The 22775-nt window shown below is 71.0% G+C and carries 21 protein-coding genes; 5 read left to right on the forward strand and 16 right to left on the reverse strand.

Translation table 11 applies throughout. The features are described 5' to 3' along the window. Positions 1-84 precede the first annotated feature (84 nt). Entirely contained in the window at positions 85-2613 is a 2529-nt protein-coding gene (locus HIR79_RS12655) for a DUF3141 domain-containing protein (protein WP_169958640.1), read from the reverse strand. Between the two features lie 126 nt (positions 2614-2739). Further along, positions 2740-3687 (reverse strand): ATP-binding protein, encoded by a 948-nt coding sequence (locus HIR79_RS12660; protein WP_169958641.1) that lies wholly within the window; start codon positions 3685-3687, stop codon positions 2740-2742. A 100-nt stretch (positions 3688-3787) separates the two neighbouring features. Between HIR79_RS12660 and HIR79_RS12665 the strand changes: the two genes are divergently transcribed. Together HIR79_RS12665 and lipA are read left to right on the forward strand one after the other, a co-directional pair. Then, entirely contained in the window at positions 3788-4771 is a 984-nt protein-coding gene (locus HIR79_RS12665) for a LysR family transcriptional regulator (protein ID WP_119020421.1), read from the forward strand. A 199-nt stretch (positions 4772-4970) separates the two neighbouring features. After that, positions 4971-6026: a lipoyl synthase gene (lipA, locus tag HIR79_RS12670; RefSeq protein ID WP_110069731.1), complete on the forward strand. Its 1056-nt coding sequence runs from the start codon at positions 4971-4973 to the stop codon at positions 6024-6026. Here the strand turns inward: lipA and lipB are convergent. From lipB to HIR79_RS12725, 11 genes are all read right to left on the reverse strand, one after another. After that, a complete protein-coding gene (lipB, locus tag HIR79_RS12675) occupies positions 6013-6729 on the reverse strand; it encodes a lipoyl(octanoyl) transferase LipB (RefSeq protein ID WP_169958642.1) in 717 nt (238 codons plus the stop codon). The two genes, lipA and lipB, sit on opposite strands and share 14 nt — an antisense overlap. Beyond that, complete coding sequence (locus tag HIR79_RS12680; protein WP_110069729.1) at positions 6729-7040, reverse strand: HP0495 family protein; 312 nt, start codon at positions 7038-7040, stop codon at positions 6729-6731. The genes lipB and HIR79_RS12680 overlap by 1 nt, the downstream gene beginning before the upstream one ends. 69 nt (positions 7041-7109) lie before the next feature. Continuing rightward, positions 7110-8324 (reverse strand): D-alanyl-D-alanine carboxypeptidase family protein, encoded by a 1215-nt coding sequence (locus HIR79_RS12685; protein WP_169958643.1) that lies wholly within the window; start codon positions 8322-8324, stop codon positions 7110-7112. A 47-nt stretch (positions 8325-8371) separates the two neighbouring features. Beyond that, positions 8372-9400 (reverse strand): septal ring lytic transglycosylase RlpA family protein, encoded by a 1029-nt coding sequence (locus HIR79_RS12690; RefSeq protein ID WP_169958644.1) that lies wholly within the window; start codon positions 9398-9400, stop codon positions 8372-8374. Next, on the reverse strand, positions 9397-10392 hold the full coding sequence (gene mltB, locus HIR79_RS12695; RefSeq protein WP_249322147.1) for a lytic murein transglycosylase B: 996 nt from the start codon (positions 10390-10392) through the stop codon (positions 9397-9399). Before mltB ends, HIR79_RS12690 begins: the two co-directional genes overlap by 4 nt. Before the next feature lie 106 nt (positions 10393-10498). Next, the gene (rodA, locus tag HIR79_RS12700) at positions 10499-11659 is read right to left on the reverse strand and encodes a rod shape-determining protein RodA (protein ID WP_169958646.1); all 1161 of its coding nucleotides are present in this window, start codon (positions 11657-11659) and stop codon (positions 10499-10501) included. Between the two features lie 3 nt (positions 11660-11662). Next, a complete protein-coding gene (mrdA, locus tag HIR79_RS12705) occupies positions 11663-13570 on the reverse strand; it encodes a penicillin-binding protein 2 (protein WP_169958647.1) in 1908 nt (635 codons plus the stop codon). Between the two features lie 27 nt (positions 13571-13597). Beyond that, on the reverse strand, positions 13598-14065 hold the full coding sequence (gene rlmH / locus HIR79_RS12710; RefSeq protein ID WP_110069724.1) for a 23S rRNA (pseudouridine(1915)-N(3))-methyltransferase RlmH: 468 nt from the start codon (positions 14063-14065) through the stop codon (positions 13598-13600). After that, complete coding sequence (gene rsfS, locus HIR79_RS12715; protein ID WP_169958648.1) at positions 14062-14427, reverse strand: ribosome silencing factor; 366 nt, start codon at positions 14425-14427, stop codon at positions 14062-14064. Before rsfS ends, rlmH begins: the two co-directional genes overlap by 4 nt. 139 nt (positions 14428-14566) lie before the next feature. Next, positions 14567-15193 (reverse strand): nicotinate-nucleotide adenylyltransferase, encoded by a 627-nt coding sequence (gene nadD, locus HIR79_RS12720; protein ID WP_169959585.1) that lies wholly within the window; start codon positions 15191-15193, stop codon positions 14567-14569. A 65-nt stretch (positions 15194-15258) separates the two neighbouring features. Then, complete coding sequence (locus HIR79_RS12725) at positions 15259-16551, reverse strand: glutamate-5-semialdehyde dehydrogenase (RefSeq protein WP_169958649.1); 1293 nt, start codon at positions 16549-16551, stop codon at positions 15259-15261. A 105-nt stretch (positions 16552-16656) separates the two neighbouring features. Between HIR79_RS12725 and HIR79_RS12730 the strand changes: the two genes are divergently transcribed. The 3 genes from HIR79_RS12730 (at position 16657) to HIR79_RS12740 (ending at position 19927) form a co-directional block, all read left to right on the forward strand. Continuing rightward, entirely contained in the window at positions 16657-17526 is an 870-nt protein-coding gene (locus HIR79_RS12730; RefSeq protein WP_169958650.1) for a hypothetical protein, read from the forward strand. After that, a complete protein-coding gene (locus HIR79_RS12735; protein WP_169958651.1) occupies positions 17519-18445 on the forward strand; it encodes a diguanylate cyclase domain-containing protein in 927 nt (308 codons plus the stop codon). The genes HIR79_RS12730 and HIR79_RS12735 overlap by 8 nt, the downstream gene beginning before the upstream one ends. Before the next feature lie 72 nt (positions 18446-18517). Next, positions 18518-19927, forward strand: coding sequence for a bifunctional DedA family/phosphatase PAP2 family protein (locus HIR79_RS12740; RefSeq protein WP_169958652.1), 1410 nt, complete (start codon positions 18518-18520; stop codon positions 19925-19927). 15 nt (positions 19928-19942) lie between these two features. On the opposite strand, the gene HIR79_RS12745 is transcribed toward HIR79_RS12740, so the two are convergent. Genes HIR79_RS12745 through mpl form a run of 3 tightly spaced genes read right to left on the reverse strand, consistent with a single transcriptional unit; the run spans position 19943 to position 22594 of the window. After that, positions 19943-20566 (reverse strand): LysE family translocator, encoded by a 624-nt coding sequence (locus HIR79_RS12745; RefSeq protein ID WP_169958653.1) that lies wholly within the window; start codon positions 20564-20566, stop codon positions 19943-19945. Beyond that, positions 20563-21210 (reverse strand): flavin prenyltransferase UbiX, encoded by a 648-nt coding sequence (locus HIR79_RS12750; protein WP_169958654.1) that lies wholly within the window; start codon positions 21208-21210, stop codon positions 20563-20565. Before HIR79_RS12750 ends, HIR79_RS12745 begins: the two co-directional genes overlap by 4 nt. After that, entirely contained in the window at positions 21203-22594 is a 1392-nt protein-coding gene (mpl, locus tag HIR79_RS12755; RefSeq protein WP_169958655.1) for a UDP-N-acetylmuramate:L-alanyl-gamma-D-glutamyl-meso-diaminopimelate ligase, read from the reverse strand. Before mpl ends, HIR79_RS12750 begins: the two co-directional genes overlap by 8 nt. Between the last annotated feature and the right edge of the window lie 181 nt (positions 22595-22775).

Consider the following 22775-nt stretch of genomic DNA (forward strand, 5'->3'; position numbering starts at 1 on the left):
TCGGGCGAGGGCAAGCCTGCGTCAATGACAGCGCCCCCGCCACCGGGGTGGCAGGGGCGCTGCTGGGGTCGTGCCTGGCCTGGCTCAGCGCTTGTTGCCACCCGGCTTGCGACGGGGTGCCGGGGTCCGGCGACGCGAGGCGGCCGGCTTGGCATCGGGCTCCTCGGCCTTGGCGGCAGGCACCTCGGCCTTGGCGGCAGGCGCTTCGGCCTTGGCGGCAGGCGCTTCGGCCTTGGCGGCGGGCGCCTCGGCCTTGGCAGCTGGCGCCTCGGCCTTGGCGGCAGGCGCTTCGGCCTTGGCCTTCGCCGCCGGCTGGGACTCCATCAGGCCCTCGAGGTCGCTCAGGGCCAGGCGCTGGGCCTCGGCCTGGCTGCCGACCCACGCCTGGGCCTCGGCACGCGCCTCGGCCTCGAGGATGGGTGCCTGGTCGATGGCCTGCTCGAAGAGCCCCCTGATCCGGGCCAGGCGCTCGCTGGAGCGCTCGGAGAGCTCACCGCTGGCCGCCAGCACGTGCTCGATATGCTCCAGGTGGTCGGCGATCTGCTCCGCCGTCTGCCCCTTGAGCAGCTCAGGCAGCGCCTCGACGGCCCTTTCACGATCGAGCTTGAGGATGAAGAACTGCTCGCGCATCAGCTGCTTGAAGTCCGCCACGGTGAGCTGGGGCTCCAGCTCGGCGTGGGAGGCACGCAGGCGCTTGAAGTTGCGCTCGTCGGTGGAGGGGGCGCCCCCCAGCACGTAGATCAGCGCACGGATCACCGCCTCGTGGCTGCCACCTTCCACGACACGCTCGGTGAGCTCTGCCTGGCGGCGCGCGATGAAGCGGCGGTGTTCCGGCTCCGACCCCGGGCGGCGGCGATGCACGTGGGCGTCACCGCCCAGGCCCACCAGCGACTGCAGCAGCGGCTGGCCATAGACATCCAGGAACAGGCGCTCGGTGGCCCCGTCGCGCAGGTCACGCCAGGCATTGAGGCTGCCGGTGATCTGGCTGGAGACGATCGACTCCAGCACCCGGAAGAGGTTCTCCTCGTCCACCGGATGGCGCTTGGCACGAATCTTGTCGGCCAGCACCGGCAACGCGTTCATCAGCGGGTTGCGATCGGAGAAGAGGCGGTAGCCCAGCCGGTTGGGGTGCATGCGGCGCATCCAGCGGGCCGATTCGGGCGTGGCCAGGGCGCGCACCCAGGGCTGCACGAAGAGCCGGTAGAGCCCCAGGTTGATCTCCGAGATCCGCGCCACGGTGGCGAAGCGGGTATCGTCCTCGGTGGAGTGCTGCACCACCCGGTCTAGCTCCTCGACGCTGCGCGAGGTGAACTCCAGCAGGTAGTCCCGCTCGATCAGCTCGGCATCGTCGCGCTGGGCGGCCTCGGAGACGGTGGTCTCGTAGAGGCCCGGCGGCAGCACGTCGATGTAGTCCATGTTGGCCGTGAACTCGGTGTGCTCCTTGCGGGAGACACTGCCGGAGACGAAGATTCCCAGGTGGCCGGTGCTGTCATGGACGCAGTAGACGATGGTCTGCTCGCTGGCCTCGATGTCATCGACTCCCGCGTAGAGGTCGCGCACCCAGCCCAGCGCCTGGGGGGGCGGCGTGATGTCGTCGCCCCAGGAGCAGAACACCACCACCGGCGAGCGCACGTTGCGCAGGTCGATGCGGCGTCCGTCGGAGGTGACCATCTGGGCGGTGGAGAGCCGGTTCCCCACGAAGAGGTTGTCGACGATGTACTGGATCTCGTTGCCGCCGAGCACCACGTGGCCGCCCCACCAGCGCTCGAACTCCAGGTAGCGCTCGGCCTCGGTGTCGATGTTGGCATAGAGCCGATACTGCTTGGTCCAGTAGGTGTTGGCCGGATTGAGGTTCTCGAAGTTCTGCACCAGCCAGGCGCCATCGAACTGGCCGTCGCCCAGGTCGCTGAGCAGCGAGGTCATCCAGCTGCCGCCGGTCATGCCACCGGTATAGCGCATCGGCGCGTTGCCGCGGGTACCGGCCCAGTAGGAGAGCGGCGAGCCGGCGATCAGGATCGGTCCGAACAGGTCGGGCTCCAGCGACGCCGCCATCATGATCTGCCAGCCGGCCTGGCAGTTGCCGACCACCATGGGCTTCTCGGCACCGCGCTCGCTGTGGCGCTGGTTGACCAGGCGCAGGAAGGCGACCTCCGCCTCCACCACGTCCTCCACGGTCTGGCCGGGCTCCGGGTAGGGCAGAAAGCCGATGAAGTAGCAGGGGTGGCCGGCACGCAGCGCCACGCCGATCTCGCTGTCGGGCTTGAAGCCGCCGATGCCCGGGCCGTGACCGGCGCGGGGGTCGACCACCACGAAGGGGCGCATCTGCGGGTCGGTGGGATAGCCCTTGGGGGGCAGGATCCGCAGCAGCTCGTAGTTGACCGGACGCGACAGCTCGCGGCCGTCCATCAGCACCTCGGCCTCGAAGCCCAGTACGCTGGGGCGGGTCTGCTCGATATGTTCGAGGTACTGGTTGCCACGCTGGCGCATCACGTCCATGAAGAGCACGCTGCGCTCGAAGGCATCCAGCCAGTAGCGGCCCGCGGCGCGCCCGAACCCGAAGGGGTCGAGCAGCGTTACCACGGGGGCCGGGGGAGTCGGCATCGGAAGATTCATCGCGAGCTCCTGGCAATTCGGTCAGAGGGAGGAGAAACAGAGCGTGGAGATTCCACGCCGTTTGTTGCAGTGCAATATAACGCAATATCGACGCCCCGGCGAGCGAAAACTCCGTGACGGGCACGCCTAGTCGACGCCCAGCGGGCGCATCAGCGCGGCGGCCTCCTCCACCCCCAGCAGCTCCTCCAGGCCCCGCCGCCCGCGGTGCCGCGCCTCCTCGGGCGTGCGCCCCCAGGCCGTGAGACGCCCCTCGCCCCCGGTCTCGGGGGCGCGGTCCAGGCGCAGGCCGGGCCCGCCGCTGATCCCGGTGGCCGCTGCGGGAACCAGGCGCCACTGCAGGGCATGGCCGCGGGGGGCCAGGGCCGCCTGGCGGTCCCGCAGCCGGTCGCCGGCCGCCAGGCGCAGCTGAACCACCACCGGGTCCAGTCCGGTCAGGGCCTCGTCCAGCGCCTCCCGGCCACAGAGCCCGGGGCGCATGTCGCAGAAGCCCAGCCGGTTTTCCTGCAGCGCAAAGCCCAGGGTCACGAGCCCCCGCAGCTCCAGGGCGGCGAGCCCCTGGAGGGCGAGCTGGCCAAGATAGGTGCGCTGCTCCGGCGTCAGCCAGGCCACCGGGGCACGCACCAGGCCCGGCCCCAGCGCTTCCCGCACCGCCAGCCAGCGGACCCGGCCGAGACGGTCGCAGAGCACCGCCAGCTCGACCCGCCGCCCCGGCACGCCCTCCTCCGCCAGGGGGACCCCCGCCTCGCGCAGCAGGGTCCGCACCGCCGCGCCATCCTGCATCGCCTCGATCAGGGCGAGGCGAGGCCCCACAAAAGGAAGACCGGCGGCCCGACAGGCCCTGGCCAGCGCCAGCTGACGGCCGGTGTCGGCCTCGCCGGGGTGCAGCGCCGTGCAGCCGGCACTCAGGGCGCGCGCCACCAGCGCCTCGGCGGGCTCGTCGGGGGTGACGGCCCCCAGGCAGGCCAGGCCCAGCTCGGCGGCGGCCTGGCGCACCCGCAGGCCGGCGAGTCCGACGGCGGCCAGGGCGAGGCGGGGCGGGCTCCCCGCGGAACCGGAAAGCGTGAAGCTGTTCACGTGGCACTTGCCTCCTTGGCGGTGGCCCCGGCGGGGGCGGCGGTGCTAGCATGGATCACGGACCGACAAGAGGCCGACGGCGTCCATTCGGCAGGCGATCATGACCACTCCCAAGCTGCTCAACAAGTTGACCTTCCGCCAACTGCAGGTATTCCAGGCGGTTCACGATCAGCACTCCTACTCCCGAGCGGCGGAGCAGCTGGGGCTGACGCAGCCCGCGGTCAGCGCCCAGATCCGCCAGCTGGAGCAGGCGCTCGGCCAGCCGCTGTTCAAGTATGCCGGCAAGACTCTCCATGTGCTGCCGGCGGCCGATGCCCTGGCGGCCTCGGTGCGGGCCATCTTCGGCCAGGTCTCGCGGCTGCAGATGGCGCTCTCGGACATGTCCGGCACCATCCGCGGCGAGCTCAACCTGGCGGCGGTCTCCACCGCCCAGTACGTGGTGCCCCATCTGCTGGCGCGCTTTCGTGCCCACTACCCCAACGTCCAGGTTCGCCTCAAGGTGTGCAACCGCAGCCAGGCCCTGGAGCGCCTGGCCGAGCGGCGCGACGACCTGGTGATCATGGCCAGGGTGCCCGACGACAGCGACCTGGTGATCATGCCGATCCTCGACAACGAGATGATCCCGCTGGTCTGGCCCGGCCACCCGCTGCTCCAGGCCAGCTCGCCCACCCTCGAGGACTTCGCCCGCCACTACGTGCTGATGCGCGAGCCCGGCTCCGGCGTGCGCAGCGCCTTCGAGGAGCTGGCAGCCGCCCAGGACGTGAGCCTGGCCCACCGCATCGAACTCGGCACCAACGAGGCCGTCAAGCAGGGGGTGATGGCGCAGCTGGGGGTCGCCGTGCTGCCGCGCCTGGCGGTGCGCCTGGAGCTTGCGGCCGGCCTGCTCGAGGAGCTCAGCCTGCCCGACTTTCCGCTGCGCCACTCCTGGTGCACCGTCTACCCCCGGGAGCGCTTTCCCACCCCAGTCACCGAGCTGTTCCTGCGTTTCGTGCGCGAGCACCTGGCGGAGTTCCATGCCCACTTCCAGGCGCCGCCCCGCCCGCTGCCCAATCACGACGTGGTCTGCCTGCCGCTGAGCTCCTGATCCACCCCCTGATTTACCCCTGAGCCAGGTCAAGGCCAGGCGGGACGACGCGCCCGAACGATGCCTGGCTCCTGCGACTATGGTAGATTGTGGGCCCGACACCCAGTAACCATCAGCACGCCCGACGCGGCCTGCCGGCAGCCGATGCCGCCATCGCCCGCACGCCGGGCGGCCGCCGAGCGAAGGGGCTCACACCCGAATGAGCGACAAGACCTCGAAACACGTCCCCAGCGGCGAGAAGTTCCGCACCCAGCACGGCTTTGCCGCCATCAAGGACGGCATCAAGCAGCGCCGAGAGCCGGAAGAGCAGGCCGCCGACCCGGGGCGCAAGCCCAAGTGGCTGCGCGCCCAGATTCCCGGCGGCGAGCGCTTCGAGGCCGTCAAGCGCAACGTCAGCGAGCACCGCCTGAGCACCGTGTGCGCCGAGTCCCACTGCCCCAACATGGGCGAGTGCTGGAGCAACGGCACCGCCACCATCATGCTGATGGGCTCGGTCTGCACCCGCGCCTGCCGCTTCTGCGCCGTGGATACCGGCAACCCCGGGGGCTGGCTGGACGCCGAGGAGCCGGCCAACACCGCCAAGTCGGTGGAGCTGATGGGGCTGCGCTACGTGGTGCTCACCTCGGTGGACCGCGACGACCTCGACGACGGCGGCGCCGCCCACTACGCGGCGTGCATCCGCGCCATCAAGGCCAACACCCCCGAGGTGGTGGTGGAGGCGCTGACCCCGGACTTCGACGGCGTCCACGCGGCCATCGAGCAGGTGGTCGACTCCGGCCTCGAGGTGTTCGCCCAGAACGTCGAGACCGTCGAGCGCCTGACCCACAAGGTGCGTGACCCCCGCGCCGGCTATCGCAAGACCCTGGACGTGCTGGCCCACGCCAAGCGCCACAACCCCGCGGTGCTGACCAAGACCAGCCTGATGCTGGGCCTGGGCGAGACCGACGAGGAGATCCTGGCCACCTTCGACGACCTGCGCGAGATCGGCGTGGATATCGTCACGCTGGGCCAGTACCTGCGCCCCACCCGCAACCACCTGGCGGTGGAGCGCTGGGTCTCCCCCGAGGAGTTCGAGCGCTATCGCCAGATCGGCCTGGAGAAGGGCTTCATGGAGGTGGCGGCAGGGCCGCTGGTGCGCTCCAGCTACCGCGCCGACCGGGTCTTCGAGAAGAACAACCTGGGCCTCTCCGCGCCGGCCCCGGTGCCGGGCCAGGCGCCCGACCCCGACCGCATCGACGCCATCAACGTCGGCTGACCAGCTCCCTGCCCAGCTCGAGCGCCAGGCACCGGGCCAGGCGCTCGCCTATCTCCTCCACGCCGGGCGTCGCCACGCCGGGCGTCGCCACACCGGAACCTTCGGCGACCAGATCCACCAGGCGCGTCATCGCCATGCCGGCATAGCCGCAGGGGTTGATGCGCTGGAAGGGGGAGAGGTCGCCGTCGACGTTGAGCGCCACCCCGTGGAAGCTGCCGCCGCGCCGGATGCGCAGCCCCAGCGAGGCAATCTTGGCCTCGCCCATGCCCGTCGTCACGTAGACGCCCGGCGCATCGGGGCGCGCCCGGGCCGCGATGCCGTACTCCGCCAGCAGCGCGATCACGGCGTTCTCGAGCCCGCTCACCAGGTCACGCACGCCAAGGCGCGAGCGACGCACGTCGATCAGCGGATAGAGCACCACCTGGCCGGGGCCATGGTAGGTCACCTGGCCGCCGCGATCGGTCTGCACCACCGGGATATCCCCGGGCATCAGCAGGTGCTCGGGCTTGCCCGCCTGCCCCTGGGTGAAGACCGGCTCGTGCTCCACCAGCCAGAACTGATCCGGGGTGTCGGCGTCGCGGGTGTCGGTGAGCTCCCGCATCGCCTGCCACACCGGCAGGTAGGGGCGGCGCCCCAGGCGGTGCAGCTCGATGGGCGGCAGCGCCTGAGGCGCCGAGGCCAACTCGGAGGAAGGGGTGGCCATCACACCACCATGTGCACGCGGCCGGTGGCCTTGAGCTCCACGAACAGCGCCTGCAGCTGGGGCTCACCGGTGGCGCGGATGGTCAGGCGCACCGATTGGAAGCGGCCGTTGCGGCTATCCACCACTTCCAGGCGGGTCGCATCGAACTCCGGGTCGTGGCGGCTCACCACCTGGCAGACCATGGCGGCGAAGTCTTCGGCGGCATCACCCACCACCTTGAGGCTGTAGCGGCAGGGAAAGGTGATCGTGGGCGGCTTGCCGGAGGCCGGGCGGCTCGGCTGGCGCAGATCGCGCAGGGAGTTGTCGTTCATGGGAAGTCCAGCGGGTTACGTGTATGGCGTCATTTTACGCAACCCGCCGGAGAGAGACCACTCGAGGGCCTAGCCGAACCAGCCGCCGACCAGGTTGGAGAAGAAGCGCCGGACCTGGTCGAGCAGCTTCTTGACGAAGCCGCCCTCCTCCACCGACTCGAGTGCCACCAGGGGCTGCTCGCCGACCACCTCCTCACCCAGGCGCACCTCAAGGGTGCCGACGCGCTGGCCTGCCTCGATGGGAGCGGCCAGGTCGCCCTGGATATCCAGGCGCGCGCTCAGCTCCTGGTTGCGGGCCCGCGGCACCGTCATCATCACGTCGCGGTCGACACCCACCGGCAGCTGGTTGCTCTCGCCGCCCCACACCCGCGGAGTGTTGAGCACCGAGCCGGCGTCGTACAGCTTGAGGGTCTCGAAGTAGCGGAAGCCGTAGCTCAGAAGCTTCTGGGTCTCCTGGGCGCGCGACTCCTCGGAGCTGGTGCCCATCACCACGGAGATCAGACGCATGCCGTCACGCTTGGCGGAGGCCACCAGGCCATAGCCCGCTTCGGTGGTCCAGCCGGTCTTCAGGCCATCCACCGTGGGGTCGCGCCACAGCAGCCGGTTGCGGTTGGGCTGGCGGATATCGTTGTAGGTGAAGTACTTCTCGGCGTACATCGCGTAGTGCTGGGGGTAGTCGTTGATGATGTACTGGGAGAGCAGCGCCATGTCCCGGGCCGAGGAGTACTGCTCGGGGTGTGGCAGCCCGGTGGCGTTGGCGAAGCTGGTGTTGTGCAGCCCCAGGCGGGTGGCGTGCTGGTTCATCAGGTCGGCGAAGGGCGCCTCGCCCCCGGCCAGATGCTCGGCAACCGCCACGCTGGCATCGTTGCCGGAGGCGATGATGATCCCGTAGAGCAGGTCGCGGATCGACACCTGGGTGTCGACCTCGATGAACATCTTGGAACCCCCGGTGCGCCAGGCGTTCTCGCTGACCCGCACCATGTCATCCATGGCGATGTTGCCGCGGTCCAGCTCGCGCTCCACCAGGTAGGCGGTCATCAGCTTGGTCAGGCTCGCCGGCGGCAGGCGCTCGTCGGCGTTGTGCTCCACCAGCACCCGGCCGCTGTCGGCATCCATCAGGAACCATGACTTGGCGGCCAGCTGGGGCGGTGAGGGAATCATGGTCTGCGGCTGGGGCTGGGGAACCGGAACGCTCTGGGCCGAGGCCAGCGTCGATACCATCAGCAGGCAGGCCAGCAGCGCCGGGATCAGCCTCAGGCGGCGAAGGAAGAACAACTCTCTCATGGGGACAGCTCTCATGGAACGCTCAGGGGAATAGGACGCAGCGCCGATCACTCGGCGCCGTTGACGATAAAGCTCTGCTCGAACCCGGCGCGGCGCAGCTCGCCGCGCACGGGCTCCACCTGGTCGGCGCTGGCCAGCGGACCGACCTGCACCCGATGCACGCCGGTCGAGGTGTCCACCCGCACCGGGCGGGAGAGCTCGGCCTGGAGCCTGGCCTGCAGCGCCTGGGCGCTCTCGGCGGAGCCCAGGGCGGCGATCTGGAGGTAGATGGGGCGGCCATCCGCGGGGCGGCCATCCGCGGGGCGGCCATCCGCAGTGCTGCCGGACGCGGCAGCACCGTTGGCGGACGCGGCGGCCGGCGCCACGGGAGCGGCCTGCGGCGCAGGGGCAGAGGCCACCTGGCTCGCCGCCTGACGCGCCGGCGGAGCGACCGCAGCGGTGATACTGCGGGAGCCGCCCCCGCCATTCTCGGCGAGCCACTGCTCCACGTCGATCGCCTCCACCTTCACGCGCCCGGTGCCGCGCTCCAGGATCTCCAGCCGCGCGGCGGCGGCATAGGAGAGGTCGATCTCGCGGTCGTTATGGAAGGGCCCGCGGTCGTTGACCCGCACGATCGCCGAGCGGCCGTTGTCCAGGCTGGTGACCCGCACGTAGCTCGGCAGCGGCAGTGAACGGTGGGCGGCGGTCATCTTGTACATGTCGTAGATTTCGCCGTTGGAGGTGGCGTAGCCGTGGAACTTCTCGCCATACCAGGAGGCCGTGCCCTGGCGAGCGTAGCCGCGGGCATCGGGCAGCACCTGGTAGGTCTTGCCCCACACCTCGTAGGTCGGCCGGTTGCCACCCCGGGACAGCGGCTCGAGCCGCGGCACCGCATCGGGAATCTGGCTGACGTCGGGGGGATCCATCGGATAGGCGTCCCCGGACATGGCGTAGCGCCCCCCGCTGGCCGGCGCGGCGGACGGCGCCGCCGAGCGCACCTCCGAGGAGCTCGACGGGGCCTGGCCGCCGCTGCCGGCGCAGCCCGCCAGCAGCACGGACGCTGCGGCCGCCGCCAGCCACCCCAGCCGCGCGCTCATGGCTGCCCCTCCCCGTTGGCCTGTACCGCCTGCAGCCAGTGGGCATCCAGCGCTCGCGCCGCCTCGATGGACTCGGCCAGCTCGGTGACCGCCATGGCATAGAGATGGCTGTGGTTGTAGCGGGTGATCACGTAGAAGTTGTGGTCGCCGAGCACGTAGCGCCAGTTGTCCTCGCCGTCCTCCAGGGAGACCGGCAGCAGCGGACGGTCGGCGTCGAAGGCATCGGGCACCGTGATCCCGGCCTCGGCGATGTCACTCGCCGCCACGGCCGGCGGGCGCGCCGCGCGGTTGAAGTCGATGGTCTCCGGTGGGGTCGCGGGCCCCTCGGCATCGTGATAGATCGCCTCGCCGGCCCGCCAGCCATGCTCGGCAAAGTAGTTGCCCACGCTGCCGATGGCGTCCACCGGGTTGGTCCAGAGATCGCGGATGCCATCGTCGTCGAAGTCCACCGCATAGGCGCGGTAGCTGGTCGGGATGAACTGCGGGTAGCCCATGGCGCCGGCATAGGAGCCAGTGAGCTCGCCGGGGTCGACGCCCTGCTCGTGGGTGATCTCGAGGAAGGCGGCCAGCTCGCCGCGGAAGAAGCCGCCCCGGGTCGGGTGGTGGAAGGCCAGGGTGGCCAGGGAGTCGATCACCCGGTGGCGACCGGTGAAGCGGCCGTAGCTGGTCTCGACGCCGATGATGGCGGCGATCACCTCGGCGGGCACACCATACTCGACCTCGGCGCGCTCGAAGGCATCGCGATGCATCTCGAGGAAGGTGACGCCGCGATGGATGCGCTCGGGCTGCAGGAAGATTGCGCGGTATTCATCCCAGCGCAGGCGGCGCTCGGCGGCACCGGCCATGGCGTCCAGCACACCCTGCTGGAAGTCGGCGGAGGCCATGGCGGCCTCGAGCCAGTCGCGCTCTATGCCCTTGGCGGTGAGCTCCTCGACCAGCTGACGTGTCTCGGCGTGGCTGCGCGGATCGAAGTCCGCCGCCTGGAGGCTCATCGATATACCTAGGGCGGCCATCGCGACCAGCGCCCTCACGCCATGGTTTCGAATCCGTAACATGCAGCTCTCTCCCTGATTCGGCAGCCGGATACCCGCAGCGGCACTAGCGCGGAAGCAAGCGGCGGTGTGCGTGAATGGCCATGAGAATACCGAAACCCGCCATCAAGGTCACGCTGGAGGTGCCGCCGAAGCTGACCAACGGCAGCGGCACGCCAACCACCGGCAGGATGCCGCTGACCATGCCGACGTTGACGAAGACATAGATGAAGAAGGTCAGGATGATACTGCCCGCCACCAGGCGGCCGAAAGTATCCTGGGCGCCGGCGGCGAGCCACAACCCCCTGCTGATGATCAGCAGGTAGAGCAGCAGGATCGCCACGACGCCGACCAGCCCAAACTCCTCGCCGAGCACGGCGATGATGAAGTCGGTATGGCGCTCGGGCAGGAACTCCAGTTGGGACTGGGTGCCCTGCAGCCAACCCTTGCCGAACACCCCCCCGCTGCCGATGGCGGTGGTCGACTGGATGATGTTCCAGCCCGAGCCCAGGGGATCGCTGTTGGGATCGAGGAAGGTCAGCACCCGCTGGCGCTGGTAGTTGTGCAGGTTCATCCACAGCAGTGGCAGCGCCGCCGCGGCGATCACCGCCAGGGCGGCGATGAAACGCCAGGAGAGCCCGGCCAGCAGCACCACGAAGACCGCCGCCGAGGTCACCAGCAGCGAGGTGCCGAGGTCGGGCTGCTTGGCGATCAGCACGACCGGCACGGCGATCAGCACGCCGCACACCGCGATGTCGCGCAGCCGCGGGGGAAGCTCCTGGCGGCTTAGGTAGGCGGCCACCATCAGCGGCACGGCCAGCTTCATCATCTCCGAAGGCTGGAAGCGGATGACGCCGGGGATCACCAGCCAGCGCTGGGCCCCCATGCCGACGTCACCGACGAGCTCCACCGCCACCAGCAGCAGCACCCCCAGCAGATAGACCGGCAGCGCCCAGCGCAGCAGGGTGGCCGGGGTGAGCTGGGCGATGGCGAACATCACCACCAGGGCCACCCCGAAGCGCAGGCCCTGGGCGATCACCGCGTCGAGGCGCTGGCCGCTGGCGCTGTAGAGCACCACCAGGCCCGCCGCCATCAGCACCAGCAGCATGCCCAGCAGCCAGGGGTCCAGGTGGAGCCGCTCCCACAGGCTGCGGCGCCGGGAGATCCCGCTGGCCGGCGCCCGCACCGGGTAGGGACGCAGCACCCGGGAGAGGTCGATCATGCCCATGACTCAGTTCCCCGCGATTCGGCCATCGTCTTCCTCCATTGCCTCGCGCAGCTCCTCCACGTCGAGCTCGCGATCCCTGAGCAGCCAGGCATCGGTCATGGCCCGGGCAAGGTGGGCGGCGTGGGTGCTGCCGCCCCCGGCGTTCTCGACGATTACCGACACCGCGATCTGGGGGTCCTCGGTGGGTGCGAAGGCCATGAACAGGGCGTGGTCGCGCAGCCGCTCGGCCAGCTCCTCGGCGTTGTAGCGCTGGTCCTGGCCCAGCGAGAAGACCTGGGCGGTGCCGGACTTGCCGGCCATGCGGTACTCGAGCCCGACCCCGGTGCGCCGCGCCGTGCCCTCGTGACCGGTGAGCACCTTCTCCATGCCGGAGAAGACCCGGTCCCACCAGGCGTCATTGGGGATCTCGATGTCCGCGGGCGTGTCGGCGACCCGGGCCGGCACCTCCCGGTCACCGATATGGCTGGCCAGGCGCGGCTTGACCCACTCGCCGCGGTTGGCCAGCACCGCGGTGGCGGTGGCCAACTGCAGCGGGGTGACCTGCCAGTAGCCCTGGCCGATGCCCACCGAGAGGGTCTCCCCCGGGTACCAGGGCTGGTTGAAGCGCCCGCGCTTCCAGTCCCGGGAGGGCATCAGCGCGGTGCTCTCGCCGAACACGTCGTGGCCCACCCGCTGCCCGAAGCCGAAGGCGCTCATGTTGTCATGGATCCGGTCGATGCCCATATCGTGGGCCAGCGAGTAGTAGTAGGTGTTGTTGGAGACGGCGATGGAGCGCTCCATGTCGACCCGACCGTGCCCCCAGCGCAGCCAGTTGCGGTAGCGGCGGGAGTCGTTGGGCAGCTGGTAGAAGCCGGGGTCATGGATCGCCCGATCCGGCGTGATGATCCCCTCGGCCAGCCCGGCCAGGGCCAGGAAGGGCTTGATGGTGGAGCCCGGCGGATAATGGCCGCGGATGGCCCGGTTGTAGAGCGGCAGGTCGAGGTTCTCCTGCAGCGCCCGATAGGAGGCGACGTCGATGCCTGTGACGAACTGGTTGCTGTCGAACCCCGGCGCCGAGACCATCGCCAGGATCTCGCCGGTCTTCGGTGCGATGGCGACGATGGAGCCGCGGCGGCCGTCGAGCAGCTCATAGGCCAGCTTCTGCATCTTCTTGTCGAGGGTCAGGGTCAGGTGCTGGCCCGGCACCGGGTCGGTACGCCCCAGTTCGCGCAACACCCGTCCGCGGGCATTGGTCTCCACCTTGCGCAGCCCCGCCTGGCCGTGCAGCTCGTCCTCGTAGAAGCGCTCGACGCCGGTCTTGCCGATGAAGTAGGTGCCGGCGTAGCGACCAGTATCCAGGGTCGCCATCTCCTCGGCGTTGATGCGGCCCACATAGCCCAGGGCGTGGGCCATCACCTCGGCATCCGGGTAGTAGCGCAGCAGCTGCGCCTCCACCTCGACGCCGGGCAGCAGGTGGCGGTTGACCGACACCCGGGCGATCTGCTGTTCATCGAGATCGCTCATCAGCAGCGCCGGCTGGAAGGGCCGCTGGCGCTGGCGGGAGCGCAGCCGGAACGCCTCGGCCTCCTCGTCGGAGAGCTCGAGCAGCTCCACCAGCAGCGCCAGGGTCGCGTCCAGGTCATCGACCCGTTCACGCACCAGGGTGAGGTTGTAGGTGGGCCGGTTCTCGGCCAGCAGCACCCCGTTACGGTCGTAGATCAAGCCGCGGGTGGGGGGAAGCGGCTCCACCCGCACGCGGTTCTTCTCGGAGCGGGTGCTGTAGAGCTCGTGCTGGACCACCTGCAGGTAGGCCAGCCGCCCCATCAGCAGGCCGGTCATGGCGAACACCAGCACGGCGGCGAGCAGCGCACGCACCCGGAAGATGCGCAGCTCCTGCTCGGGGCTCTTGAGGTTGTCGCGATTCTTGCGCATCGCACTCTCGGCCAGGCGGTGGCTCGGTCAGCGGTGGTAGGGGTGACCCACCATCAGGGTCCAGGCACGGTAAAGCTGCTCGGCGAGCAGGATCCGTACCAGCGGGTGAGGCAGGGTCAGCGGCGACAGCGACCAGCGCTGATCGGCGGCGGCGGAGAGCCCCGGCTCGAGTCCGTCGGGGCCGCCCACCAGCAGCGCCACGTCGCGCCCGTCGAGGCGCCAGGCCTCGGCGTGGGTGGCGAGCTGCTCGGTGCTCCACGGCTTGCCCCCCACCTCCAGGGCCACGACATGCTCGTCACCGCGCAGGCGGGCCCGGATGCGTTCGGCCTCCTGGGCGATGGCACGGGGAATGTCGGCATTCTTGCCGCGCTGGCCGGGGGCGATCTCCTCCACCTCGAGGGCGAAGTCCCGGGGGAGTCGCTTGCGGTACTCCTCGACCCCCTCCGTGACCCAGGCGGGCATGCGGGTGCCCACCGCCAGCAGGCGGACCCTCATGCCCCGGAGGCCTCGCCCTCGCTGCGCTCGGCGTCGCTGGGCAGGTCGGCCCACAGGCGCTCGAGGTCGTAGAGCTGGCGAGTTTCCGGCAGCATCACGTGCACCACCACGTCACCCAGGTCGACCAGCACCCAGTCGGCGCCGTTCTCCCCCTCGACGCCCAGCGGCTGGAGGCCGGCCTCCTTGGCCTTCTGGACCACGTTGCCGGCCAGGGCCGCCACGTGACGGGTGGAGGTGCCGCTGGCGATGACCATCAGGTCGGTCACGCTGGTCAGGTGCGAGACATCCAGCAGGGCGATGTCCTTGGCCTTGAGGTCCTCCAGCGCGTCGATCACCAGAGTCTTGAGTGCGTCAGTTTGCATAGGGTCTTCTGTCTGAATGTCGTTGATCGGCCATTGTACCGGGTTGACCGCCCGCTGGCAGCGCCCGTTCCCGGCCTTTCTGCCATCACCACACGGCTCGGCCTGCCCCCGGCACTCCTCAGCGGAGTGCTTCAGGAAGTCAGCTGCGGTAGAGGCCATGCTCGAGCAGGTGGCGCTCCACCGCCTCGGGCAGCAGGTAGCGCACGCTTCTGCCCTGGGCCAGGCGGCGGCGCACCTCGGTGGCCGAGATCGCCATGCGCGAGGGCAGGCTGAGGCGCAGCAGGCCGCCGGCGGGGCTCGCCATCAGCGCCTCCACGCCGGCCACCTCGCGGCCGGCGATCAGCGCGTCCAGGGCCGCCGGCAGCGGCGCCTCGAAGTCGGGGCGGTCGATCACCACCAGATGGGCCAGGGCGAAGAGCCGCTCGGGCTCGTGCCAGTCGGCCAGGCGCAGAAAGGCGTCATGGCCCAGCGCCATCACCAGGCGCGCCCCGGGGCCGACCTCCTCGCGCAGCGAGGCCAGGGTGTCGGCGCTGAAGGAGGGACCCGCCCGGTGCAGCTCCCGGGGGTCGGCGACCAGGCCGGGCGTGTCACCGATACCGAGGCGCAGCAGCGCCAGGCGCTGCTCCGGGGAGACCCGCGGCTCGCCGCGCAGCGGCGGCACGCTGGCCGGGATCATATGGACCCGATCCAGCTCGAGCGCCTCGCGAAGCTCCACGGCGCTGCGCAGGTGGCCCAGGTGCACCGGGTCGAAGGTGCCGCCGAGCATGGCGATGCGCGGCGCGCGCGGCGGGTCGGCCTCCCCCGCCGGCAGCGGCAGGTGCACGCCCTGGCTCACTGGCGGATCTGGCCGTCGCCCAGCACCACGTACTTGCGGGTGGTCAGCCCCTCGAGGCCCACCGGCCCGCGGGCGTGGAGCTTGTCGGTGGAGATGCCGATCTCGGCGCCCAGGCCATACTCGAAGCCGTCGGCGAAGCGGGTGGAGGCGTTGACCATCACCGAGCTGGAGTCCACCTCGGCCAGGAAGCGCCGCGCCAGGCCGTAGTCGTCGGTGACGATGGCGTCGGTATGGTGGGAGCCGTGGCGCTCGATGTGCTCGATGGCGGCCTCGATGCCCTCCACCACGCGCACCGCCAGCACCGGCGCCAGGTACTCCGTGCCCCAGTCCGCTTCGCTGGCGACGGCGGCCTCGGGCAGGATCGCCCGGGTGCGCTCGCAGCCGCGCAGCTCCACGCCGTGCTCGGCGTAGGCCGCGGCCAGCCGGGGCAGCAGGTGCTCGGCCGCCGGCGCGTCCACCAGCAGGGTCTCCATGGTGTTGCAGGTGCCGTAGCGGTGGGTCTTGGCGTTGACGGCGATGGCGAAGGCCTTGTCGAGATCCGCAGTGGCATCCACGTAGACGTGGCAGACGCCGTCCAGGTGCTTGATCACCGGCACCCGGGCCTCGCGGGAGATCCGCTCGATCAGCGACTTGCCGCCGCGGGGAATGATCACGTCGACATACTCGGGCATGGCGATCAGGCGACCCACGGCGGCGCGGTCGGTGGTGGCCACCACCTGCACGGCGCCCTCGGGGAGCCCGGCATCGGCCAGGCCATCGCGGATGCAGGCGGCGATGGCGGCATTGGAGGCGCGCGCCTCGCTGCCGCCGCGCAGGATCGCCGCATTGCCGGACTTGAGGCACAGGCTCGCCGCCTCGACGGTGACGTTGGGCCGCGACTCGTAGATGATGCCGATCACTCCCAGCGGCACGCGCATCTGCCCCACCTGGATCCCGCTCGGCCGGTAGCGCAGGCCGTCGATCTCGCCGACGGGGTCGGGCAGCGCCGCCACCTGGTGGAGCCCCTCGATCATGGCGTCGATGCGCGGCGCCGTGAGCTCCAGGCGGTCGAGCAGCGCGGCGTCGAGCCCGCCGTCCCGGCCGCGGGCCATGTCCTCGGCGTTGGCCGCGGCGATCGCCGTGCGCTGCGCCTCGAGGCGCGCCGCGATGGCCAGCAGGGCGGCGTTCTTGGCGCCGCTGGAGGCGCGACGCATGGCGGCCGCGGCCTGGCGGGCCGCCTGGCCGAGCCCGGCCATGTAGGTCTCGACGTCCCGGATCGCCTCGTCGGTGGAGATGACTTGTGCTGACATGCCGAAAGAGGTCTCCTGTGGGCGTGGCCAGAGGGAGCGGCCACGACGTTATACTGGCGCAGCCTGGCCGCGCGAATTCGGGAAAGGGAGCCATAGTAAGCCACCATGCAGAGCAAGTACAAAGTCGGCCTGCTGCGCCTCAACCTGCTGCTGGCGGCCCTGCTGCCGGCGCTGATGGCCCCGGCTTCGGCGAACCTCACCGAGGCCCTGCTGCTGTGGATGGCCGCCGGCTGGCTGGCCGTCTCGGCCGTGCTGGTGGAGTTCAGCCATCGCCGCCCCCCCCTGGTGCCCTGGCAGCTGCTGCCCAGCCTGCTGCTCACCGCCCTGCTGCTCACCGCCCCCGAACGCTTTCCGATCTGGCTGTGGGCCTGGGCGGCCCTGGTCATGCTGCCCCAGCCGGCCTGGATGTCCATCCTCAACCTGCTGCTGGCCGCACTCTCCTGGGGCTGGCTGGCCCACGCCATGCCGCCGGAGCAGGCGGCCTTCTCCGGCGCGGTGCTGGCGGCGCTGCTGCTGCTCGGGCTCTCCCGCTCCCGCGACCTGGCGCCGCTGCGCGGCATCGCCCGCCGCCGCGCCCACCTGGCGCCCGGCCTGCGCCTCTGGCCGCGCGCCCAGCTGGGCCGCGACCTGCCCCGGGAACGCGCCCGGATCCGCCGCGACGAGGTGCATGGCGAGCTCGTGCTGCTGCGCACGGGGCGCAGACGCTTCTGGCACCAGGCTCAGCGGCTGTGCACCCTGACCCGCAGCTTCGAGCACTGCTATCGGCTCGATGGCCGCACCCTGGCCGCCCTGCTGCTCTCTCCGGATGCCGAGCAGGCCGAACACCGGCGAGCCGAACTGCTGGCCGCGCTGGGGCCCATCCAGCGGCTGCGCGCCACACCGCTCTCGCGGATCGTCTCGCTGGCCGACGAGTGCCGGGCGCTGGAGCGCCAGACGGAGGCAACGGGCCCGGCGCGCGAGGTGGATCATGGCTGAGCTGCAGCACACCCGGCTTCACGCCGGCCTCTATGCCCTCGCCGCCCTGCTGCTGGTCGTCCAGGCGGCCTGGTTCTACCTGGTCGGCGACTACGACCGCATCCTGCTACCCGCGCTGCTCGCCCCGCTGCTGATCACCGCCGCCCTGATGCGCCTGGGCCAGCCGGAGACCGCCCGACTCTCGGCCTACCTGGTGCTGGTGTGCGGCTACCTGCTGGTGGCCATGGAGCTGCCCGCGCAGTCCTCCCTCGCCCCCTTCTGGCTGGGCCTGCCCCCGGTGCTGACCCTGCTGCTGCTGCCGCTGGGCCCGGCCATGCTGCTCAACCTCACCCTGACCCCGCTCTGGCTGCTCTTGGGCGAGAACCTGCTCGACCTGGACCTGGCGCTGGGCTACCTGAGCCTGGTGATGGTGGCCGGCCTCGCCCCCTGGGAGATCCTCCACCAGCGCAGCCTGCTCCAGGCCACCGACCCACTGGACGAGGAGTGCGACGCGATCCGGCGCAGCGCCCTGCATGACCGGCTTCACAGCGAGTGCGAGCGCGCCGAGCTGCTCCACCAGCGCCTGGCGGTGCTGGTCATCCACCTGCCCCAGCTGGAGATGGCCGGCGAGCAGTTCGGGCCCGGGGCGCGACGCGCCCTGCTCGGGTCCCTCTGCGATACCGTGGCACGCTGCAGCCGGGACCACGACCTGCTGGGCCGCGAGGGCGATGCCGACTTCTGGCTGGTGCTGCCGGACACCAGCGAGAGCGGCGCCCTGCTGGTTCGCCAGCGCCTCGAGGAGGCGCTGCATCGCGCGGTGCTGCTGGACACCGGCCCCGTGGAGACGCGCCTGACCGACTGCCATCTGCGCCATGGCGAATCACCCGGACACTTCATGCAGCGGCTGCAGGCCACCGTCCAGCGGCAGGTCAATGGCTGACCTCGCACCCCGTCTCGACACCCCCTGCGGCCACCCATGCCGGCCCCCGACCCACCCGACACGGAGCCTTCCTTGAACCTCGCCGACGCCCTCTACCAGCTGACGCCCTCTCCCACCCTGCTGCTGCTGATCATCGCCACCATTGCCCTGGTCGAATCCCTGGCCCTGGTCGGCTTGCTGGTGCCCGGGGTGGTGCTGATGACCGCCGCCGCTTCCCTGGCCGGCCATCAGGAGCTTTCGCTGCCGCTCATCGTGGCGGCCGCCTTCGTGGGCGCCGTGCTGGGCGACTGGATCAGCTTCTGGCTAGGCTATACCCAGCACGAGCGGGTCACCCGGCTCTGGCCGCTGTCGCGCCACCCGGAGTGGCTCGCCCGGGGGGCACGCTTCTTCCAGCGCTACGGCACCCTCTCGGTGTTCTTCGGCCGCTTCGTCGGCCCGGTGCGCCCGGTGGTACCGCTGATCGCCGGGATGCTCAGGATGTCGCCGCGGGCCTTCACCTGGGCCAATCTCGCCTCGGCGGCGCTGTGGGCCCCGGCCTACGTGCTGCCGGGCTATCTGCTGGGACGCACCTGGCAGCAGCTGCTTGACGTCCCCGAGGGCGCCCAGCCGCTGATCGTGGCCCTGGCCGCCATCCTGGTGGCGCTGATCGTGATCTTCTCCTGGCTGCGCCAGCAGGTGGGCCGCAGCGGGCGACTCTACCGCCTGCTCGCCCGGGTCGCGCGTCGCCACCCGGTGATGCGCCGGCTCTGGCTGTCACAGAGCGCCCGCGCCCGGGGCGAGGTACCCCTGGCCAGCTGGCTGCTGCTGATCCTGTCGCTGGGAGGCGTCTCGGGCTGGACGCTGATGGTGATGCAGCATGGCGCCGATGGCCCGCTGGTGATGGATGCGCGCCTGCACGCCCTCTTCGACTACCTGGCGACCCCCTGGCTTGAGACGGCAAGCCAGGCCCTGGCGCGGGTCGGCGACACCTATGGCGTGCTCGCCCTGGTGCTGCCCTGGGGGGTCTGGCTGCTGTGGCGGCGCCGCCTCGACGCCTTCGCCCATATCGGCGGCGGGCTCGGCCTGATCGCCCTGCTCAACACCTGGGGCAAGGCCTTCTTCGACCGCCCGCGCCCGGGCACGCCCGACTACCTGACCGGCTCCATGGCCTACCCCAGCGCCCACAGCTCCACGGCGGTGGTGCTGGCCGGGCTCGCCGCGGCCTTCATCGCCCGGGAGCTGCCCTACCGCCAGCGCCACAGGGTCTACTGGGGCGCCATCCTGTTCGCCGTGGTCATGGCGCTGTCGCGGCTGGTGATCGGCGTGCACTGGTTCAGCGATCTGGTGGGCGGCGCCCTGCTGGGCCTGGTCGTCTGCGCGCTGGTCCAGCTCGCCTGGCAGGCCAGGCCGCGGGCCCCGCTCACTCCCTGCCCCTGGGCCTGGCTCGGCATCGGCTCGTTGGTGCTTGTAGCCGCGCGCATCGCCTGGCTGCCGCCGATCTAGGCCGGGGGCCGGCGCTCAGCCCAGCGCGAGCCACAGGCCGACGCCCATCATCAGCGCGCCGGCGATGCGGTTGAGCAGGCGCACGTTGCCGTCACGGCCGAGGAGACGCCGCAGCCGGCTTCCGCCGGCGGCGTAGAGGGTCAGGCAGAGGAACTCGATGGTCAGGATCATGGCGATCAGCACCGCCAGCTGGCCGCCCAGCGGGCGCGAGGCGTCGAGAAACGGCGGCAGCAGCGCCACGAAGAAGGCCCACCCCTTGGGATTGGCCACCGCCGTCACGAAGCCCTGCAGGGCCAGCTGGCCTCGGCTCGCCGGGGCCAGTTCCAGCTCTTCCAGCGGAATCGCCATGCGCCCCCGAGAGCGCCACATCATCACCCCCAGGTAGATCAGGTAGGCACCGCCCAGCCACTTGAAGAGCGCGAAGAGCTCCGGCTGGCGCAGCATCAGGGCGGCCACCCCGGCGCCGGCGGCGAGGGCCACGAGCCCCACCCCAACAAGCTCCCCGGCCATCATCCACAGGGTGCGCCGCACTCCCTGGGTCATCCCCAGCACCATGGCCAGGGTCATGCACATGCCCGGGGTGATGGAGACGAACAGGAAGGTCGGCACGAAGACCGACAGCAGCTTGAGGCTGATCACGGCTCGCCCCAGCGCGGCATCAGGCGGTGCTCGATGCCGAGCTGGTTGAGGATCCGCGCCACGATGAAATCGACCAGGTCATCGATGGTGCTCGGCTGGTGGTAGAAGCCCGGCGCCGCGGGCAGCACCACCGCGCCCAGCCGGGTGAGGTTCAGCATGTGCTCCAGGTGGATGGCCGAGAGCGGCGTCTCGCGCAGCACCAGCACCAGCTGGCGGCGCTCCTTGAGGGCCACGTCGGCGGCGCGCTCGATCAGGTTGTTGCTGGCCCCCGTGGCCACCGCCGAGAGGGTGCCGGTGGAACAGGGGCAGATCACCATGGACGAGGGCGCCCCGGAGCCCGAGGCCACCGGCGCCATCCAGTCCTCGCGCCCGAAGCAGCGGATCTGGCCCGGCCGCGCCCCGCTGCGGGCGACCAGCGCCTCGGCCAGGCGCTCGGGGCGCGCCGGCAGCTCGACATCGGTCTCGGTGGCGATCACCAGGTGCGCCGCCTTGGAGATCATCACCCACACCTCGCGCTCGGCGGCCACCAGCGCCTCGATCAGGCGCAGGCCATACTGGGCCCCCGAGGCGCCGGTGAGCGCCACCGTCACCGGCGGGCCGAAGGGGGACGCCGGCGTCTCGCGCTCGAGATTCCGCTCAGCCATGGGCCGCCTCCAGGGCGACCAGCAGTCGCTCATGGATACCGCCGAAGCCGCCGTTGGACATCACCACGATGCGGTCATAGGGGCGCGCCTCGGCCACCAGCGCCGCCACCAGGGCGTCGAGGTCCTGCTCCAGGTGCCCCGGCACCGGGCTCGCCGCGATCACCGGGGCGAGCGACCAGTCGAGTCCCGCCGGCTGGAACCAGTAGGCGATGTCCGCGGCGGCCACGCACTCGGCCAGGCGGTCGCGCAGGCTGCCCAGGCGCATGGTGTTGGAGCGCGGCTCGATCACCGCCAGCAGCCGACCGCGGGCGGTGGCGGCGCGCAGGCCGGCGAGGGTCGCCGCAATGGCAGTGGGGTGGTGGGCGAAGTCGTCGATCACCTGGATGCCGGCCACCTCGCCGCGCAGCTCCTGGCGCCGCCGCGGGGTCTCGAAGCGCGACAGCGCCGCCGCGCCCCGGGCCAGATCGACCCCGCAGGCGTGGGCGGCGGCCAGCGCCGCCAGGGCGTTCCTGGCGTTGTAGTCGCCGGTCAGCGGCCAGTCCACCACGGCATCCTCATCGACCCTGTCGTCGCCCTCCCCCTGCTGGTGAATCACCCGGAAGCGCGAGGCGTCCTCGCGCTCGAGCTCGTATCGCCAGGCGCTCGCGGCATCCCGGCCGAAGCGAGCGACCGGCGTCCAGGCCCCCATGGCCAGCACGCGGTCGAGCGCCGGCTCGCCGTCGGCCACCAGCAGCCGCCCGCGGCCCGGGACGGTGCGCACCAGATGGTGAAACTGCCGCTCGATGGCGGCGAGGTCCTCGAAGATATCCGCATGGTCGAACTCGAGGTTGCCCAGCACCGCGATCTCGGGGCGGTAGTGGACGAACTTGGAGCGCTTGTCGAAGAAGGCGGTGTCGTACTCGTCGGCCTCCACCACGAAGGGGGCGCCCGGGGCCCCGAGGCGCGCGGAGACGCCGAAGTTGCGCGGCACCCCGCCGATCAGGAAGCCGGGGGCCTGGCCCGCGGACTCCAGCAGCCAGGCGACGAGGCTCGCCGTGGTGGTCTTGCCGTGGGTGCCGGCCACCGCGATCACCCGCCGCCCGGGCAGCACCTGCTGGGCCAGCAACTGGGGGCCGGAGACATAGGGCAGGCCGAGGTCGAGCACCGCTTCCACCTCGGGATTGCCCCGTGAGAGCGCGTTGCCGATCACCACCAGATCCGGGCACGGCTCGAGGTTGGCCGGGGCATAGCCCTCGCAAAGGGCGATGCCCGCCTCCTCGAGCTGGGTACTCATGGGCGGATAGACCCCCGCATCCGAGCCGCTGACCGTATGGCCAAGCTCCCGGGCCAGCAGCGCCAGGCTGCCCATGAAGGTGCCGCAGATACCGAGGATATGGACGTGCATGCGCTCTCCTGACTACCGACGTGCGCCGCGGCATCCCACCGCGGCAGGGTGTGGCGAGACTAGCATGGCGCCGGGAGCCCCTCCAGCGCCCGGCGACCCCGGGCAGAGCTATCGCAGGTGCCGGAAGGGTGATAGCGAAAGGCGCCGGGGGCAGGCCGGAGAGGGGCGCCGGATGCAGCCT

The organism is Halomonas sp. PGE1, assembly GCF_013000985.1.
Taxonomy (GTDB): Bacteria; Pseudomonadota; Gammaproteobacteria; order Pseudomonadales; family Halomonadaceae; genus Halomonas; species Halomonas alkalicola.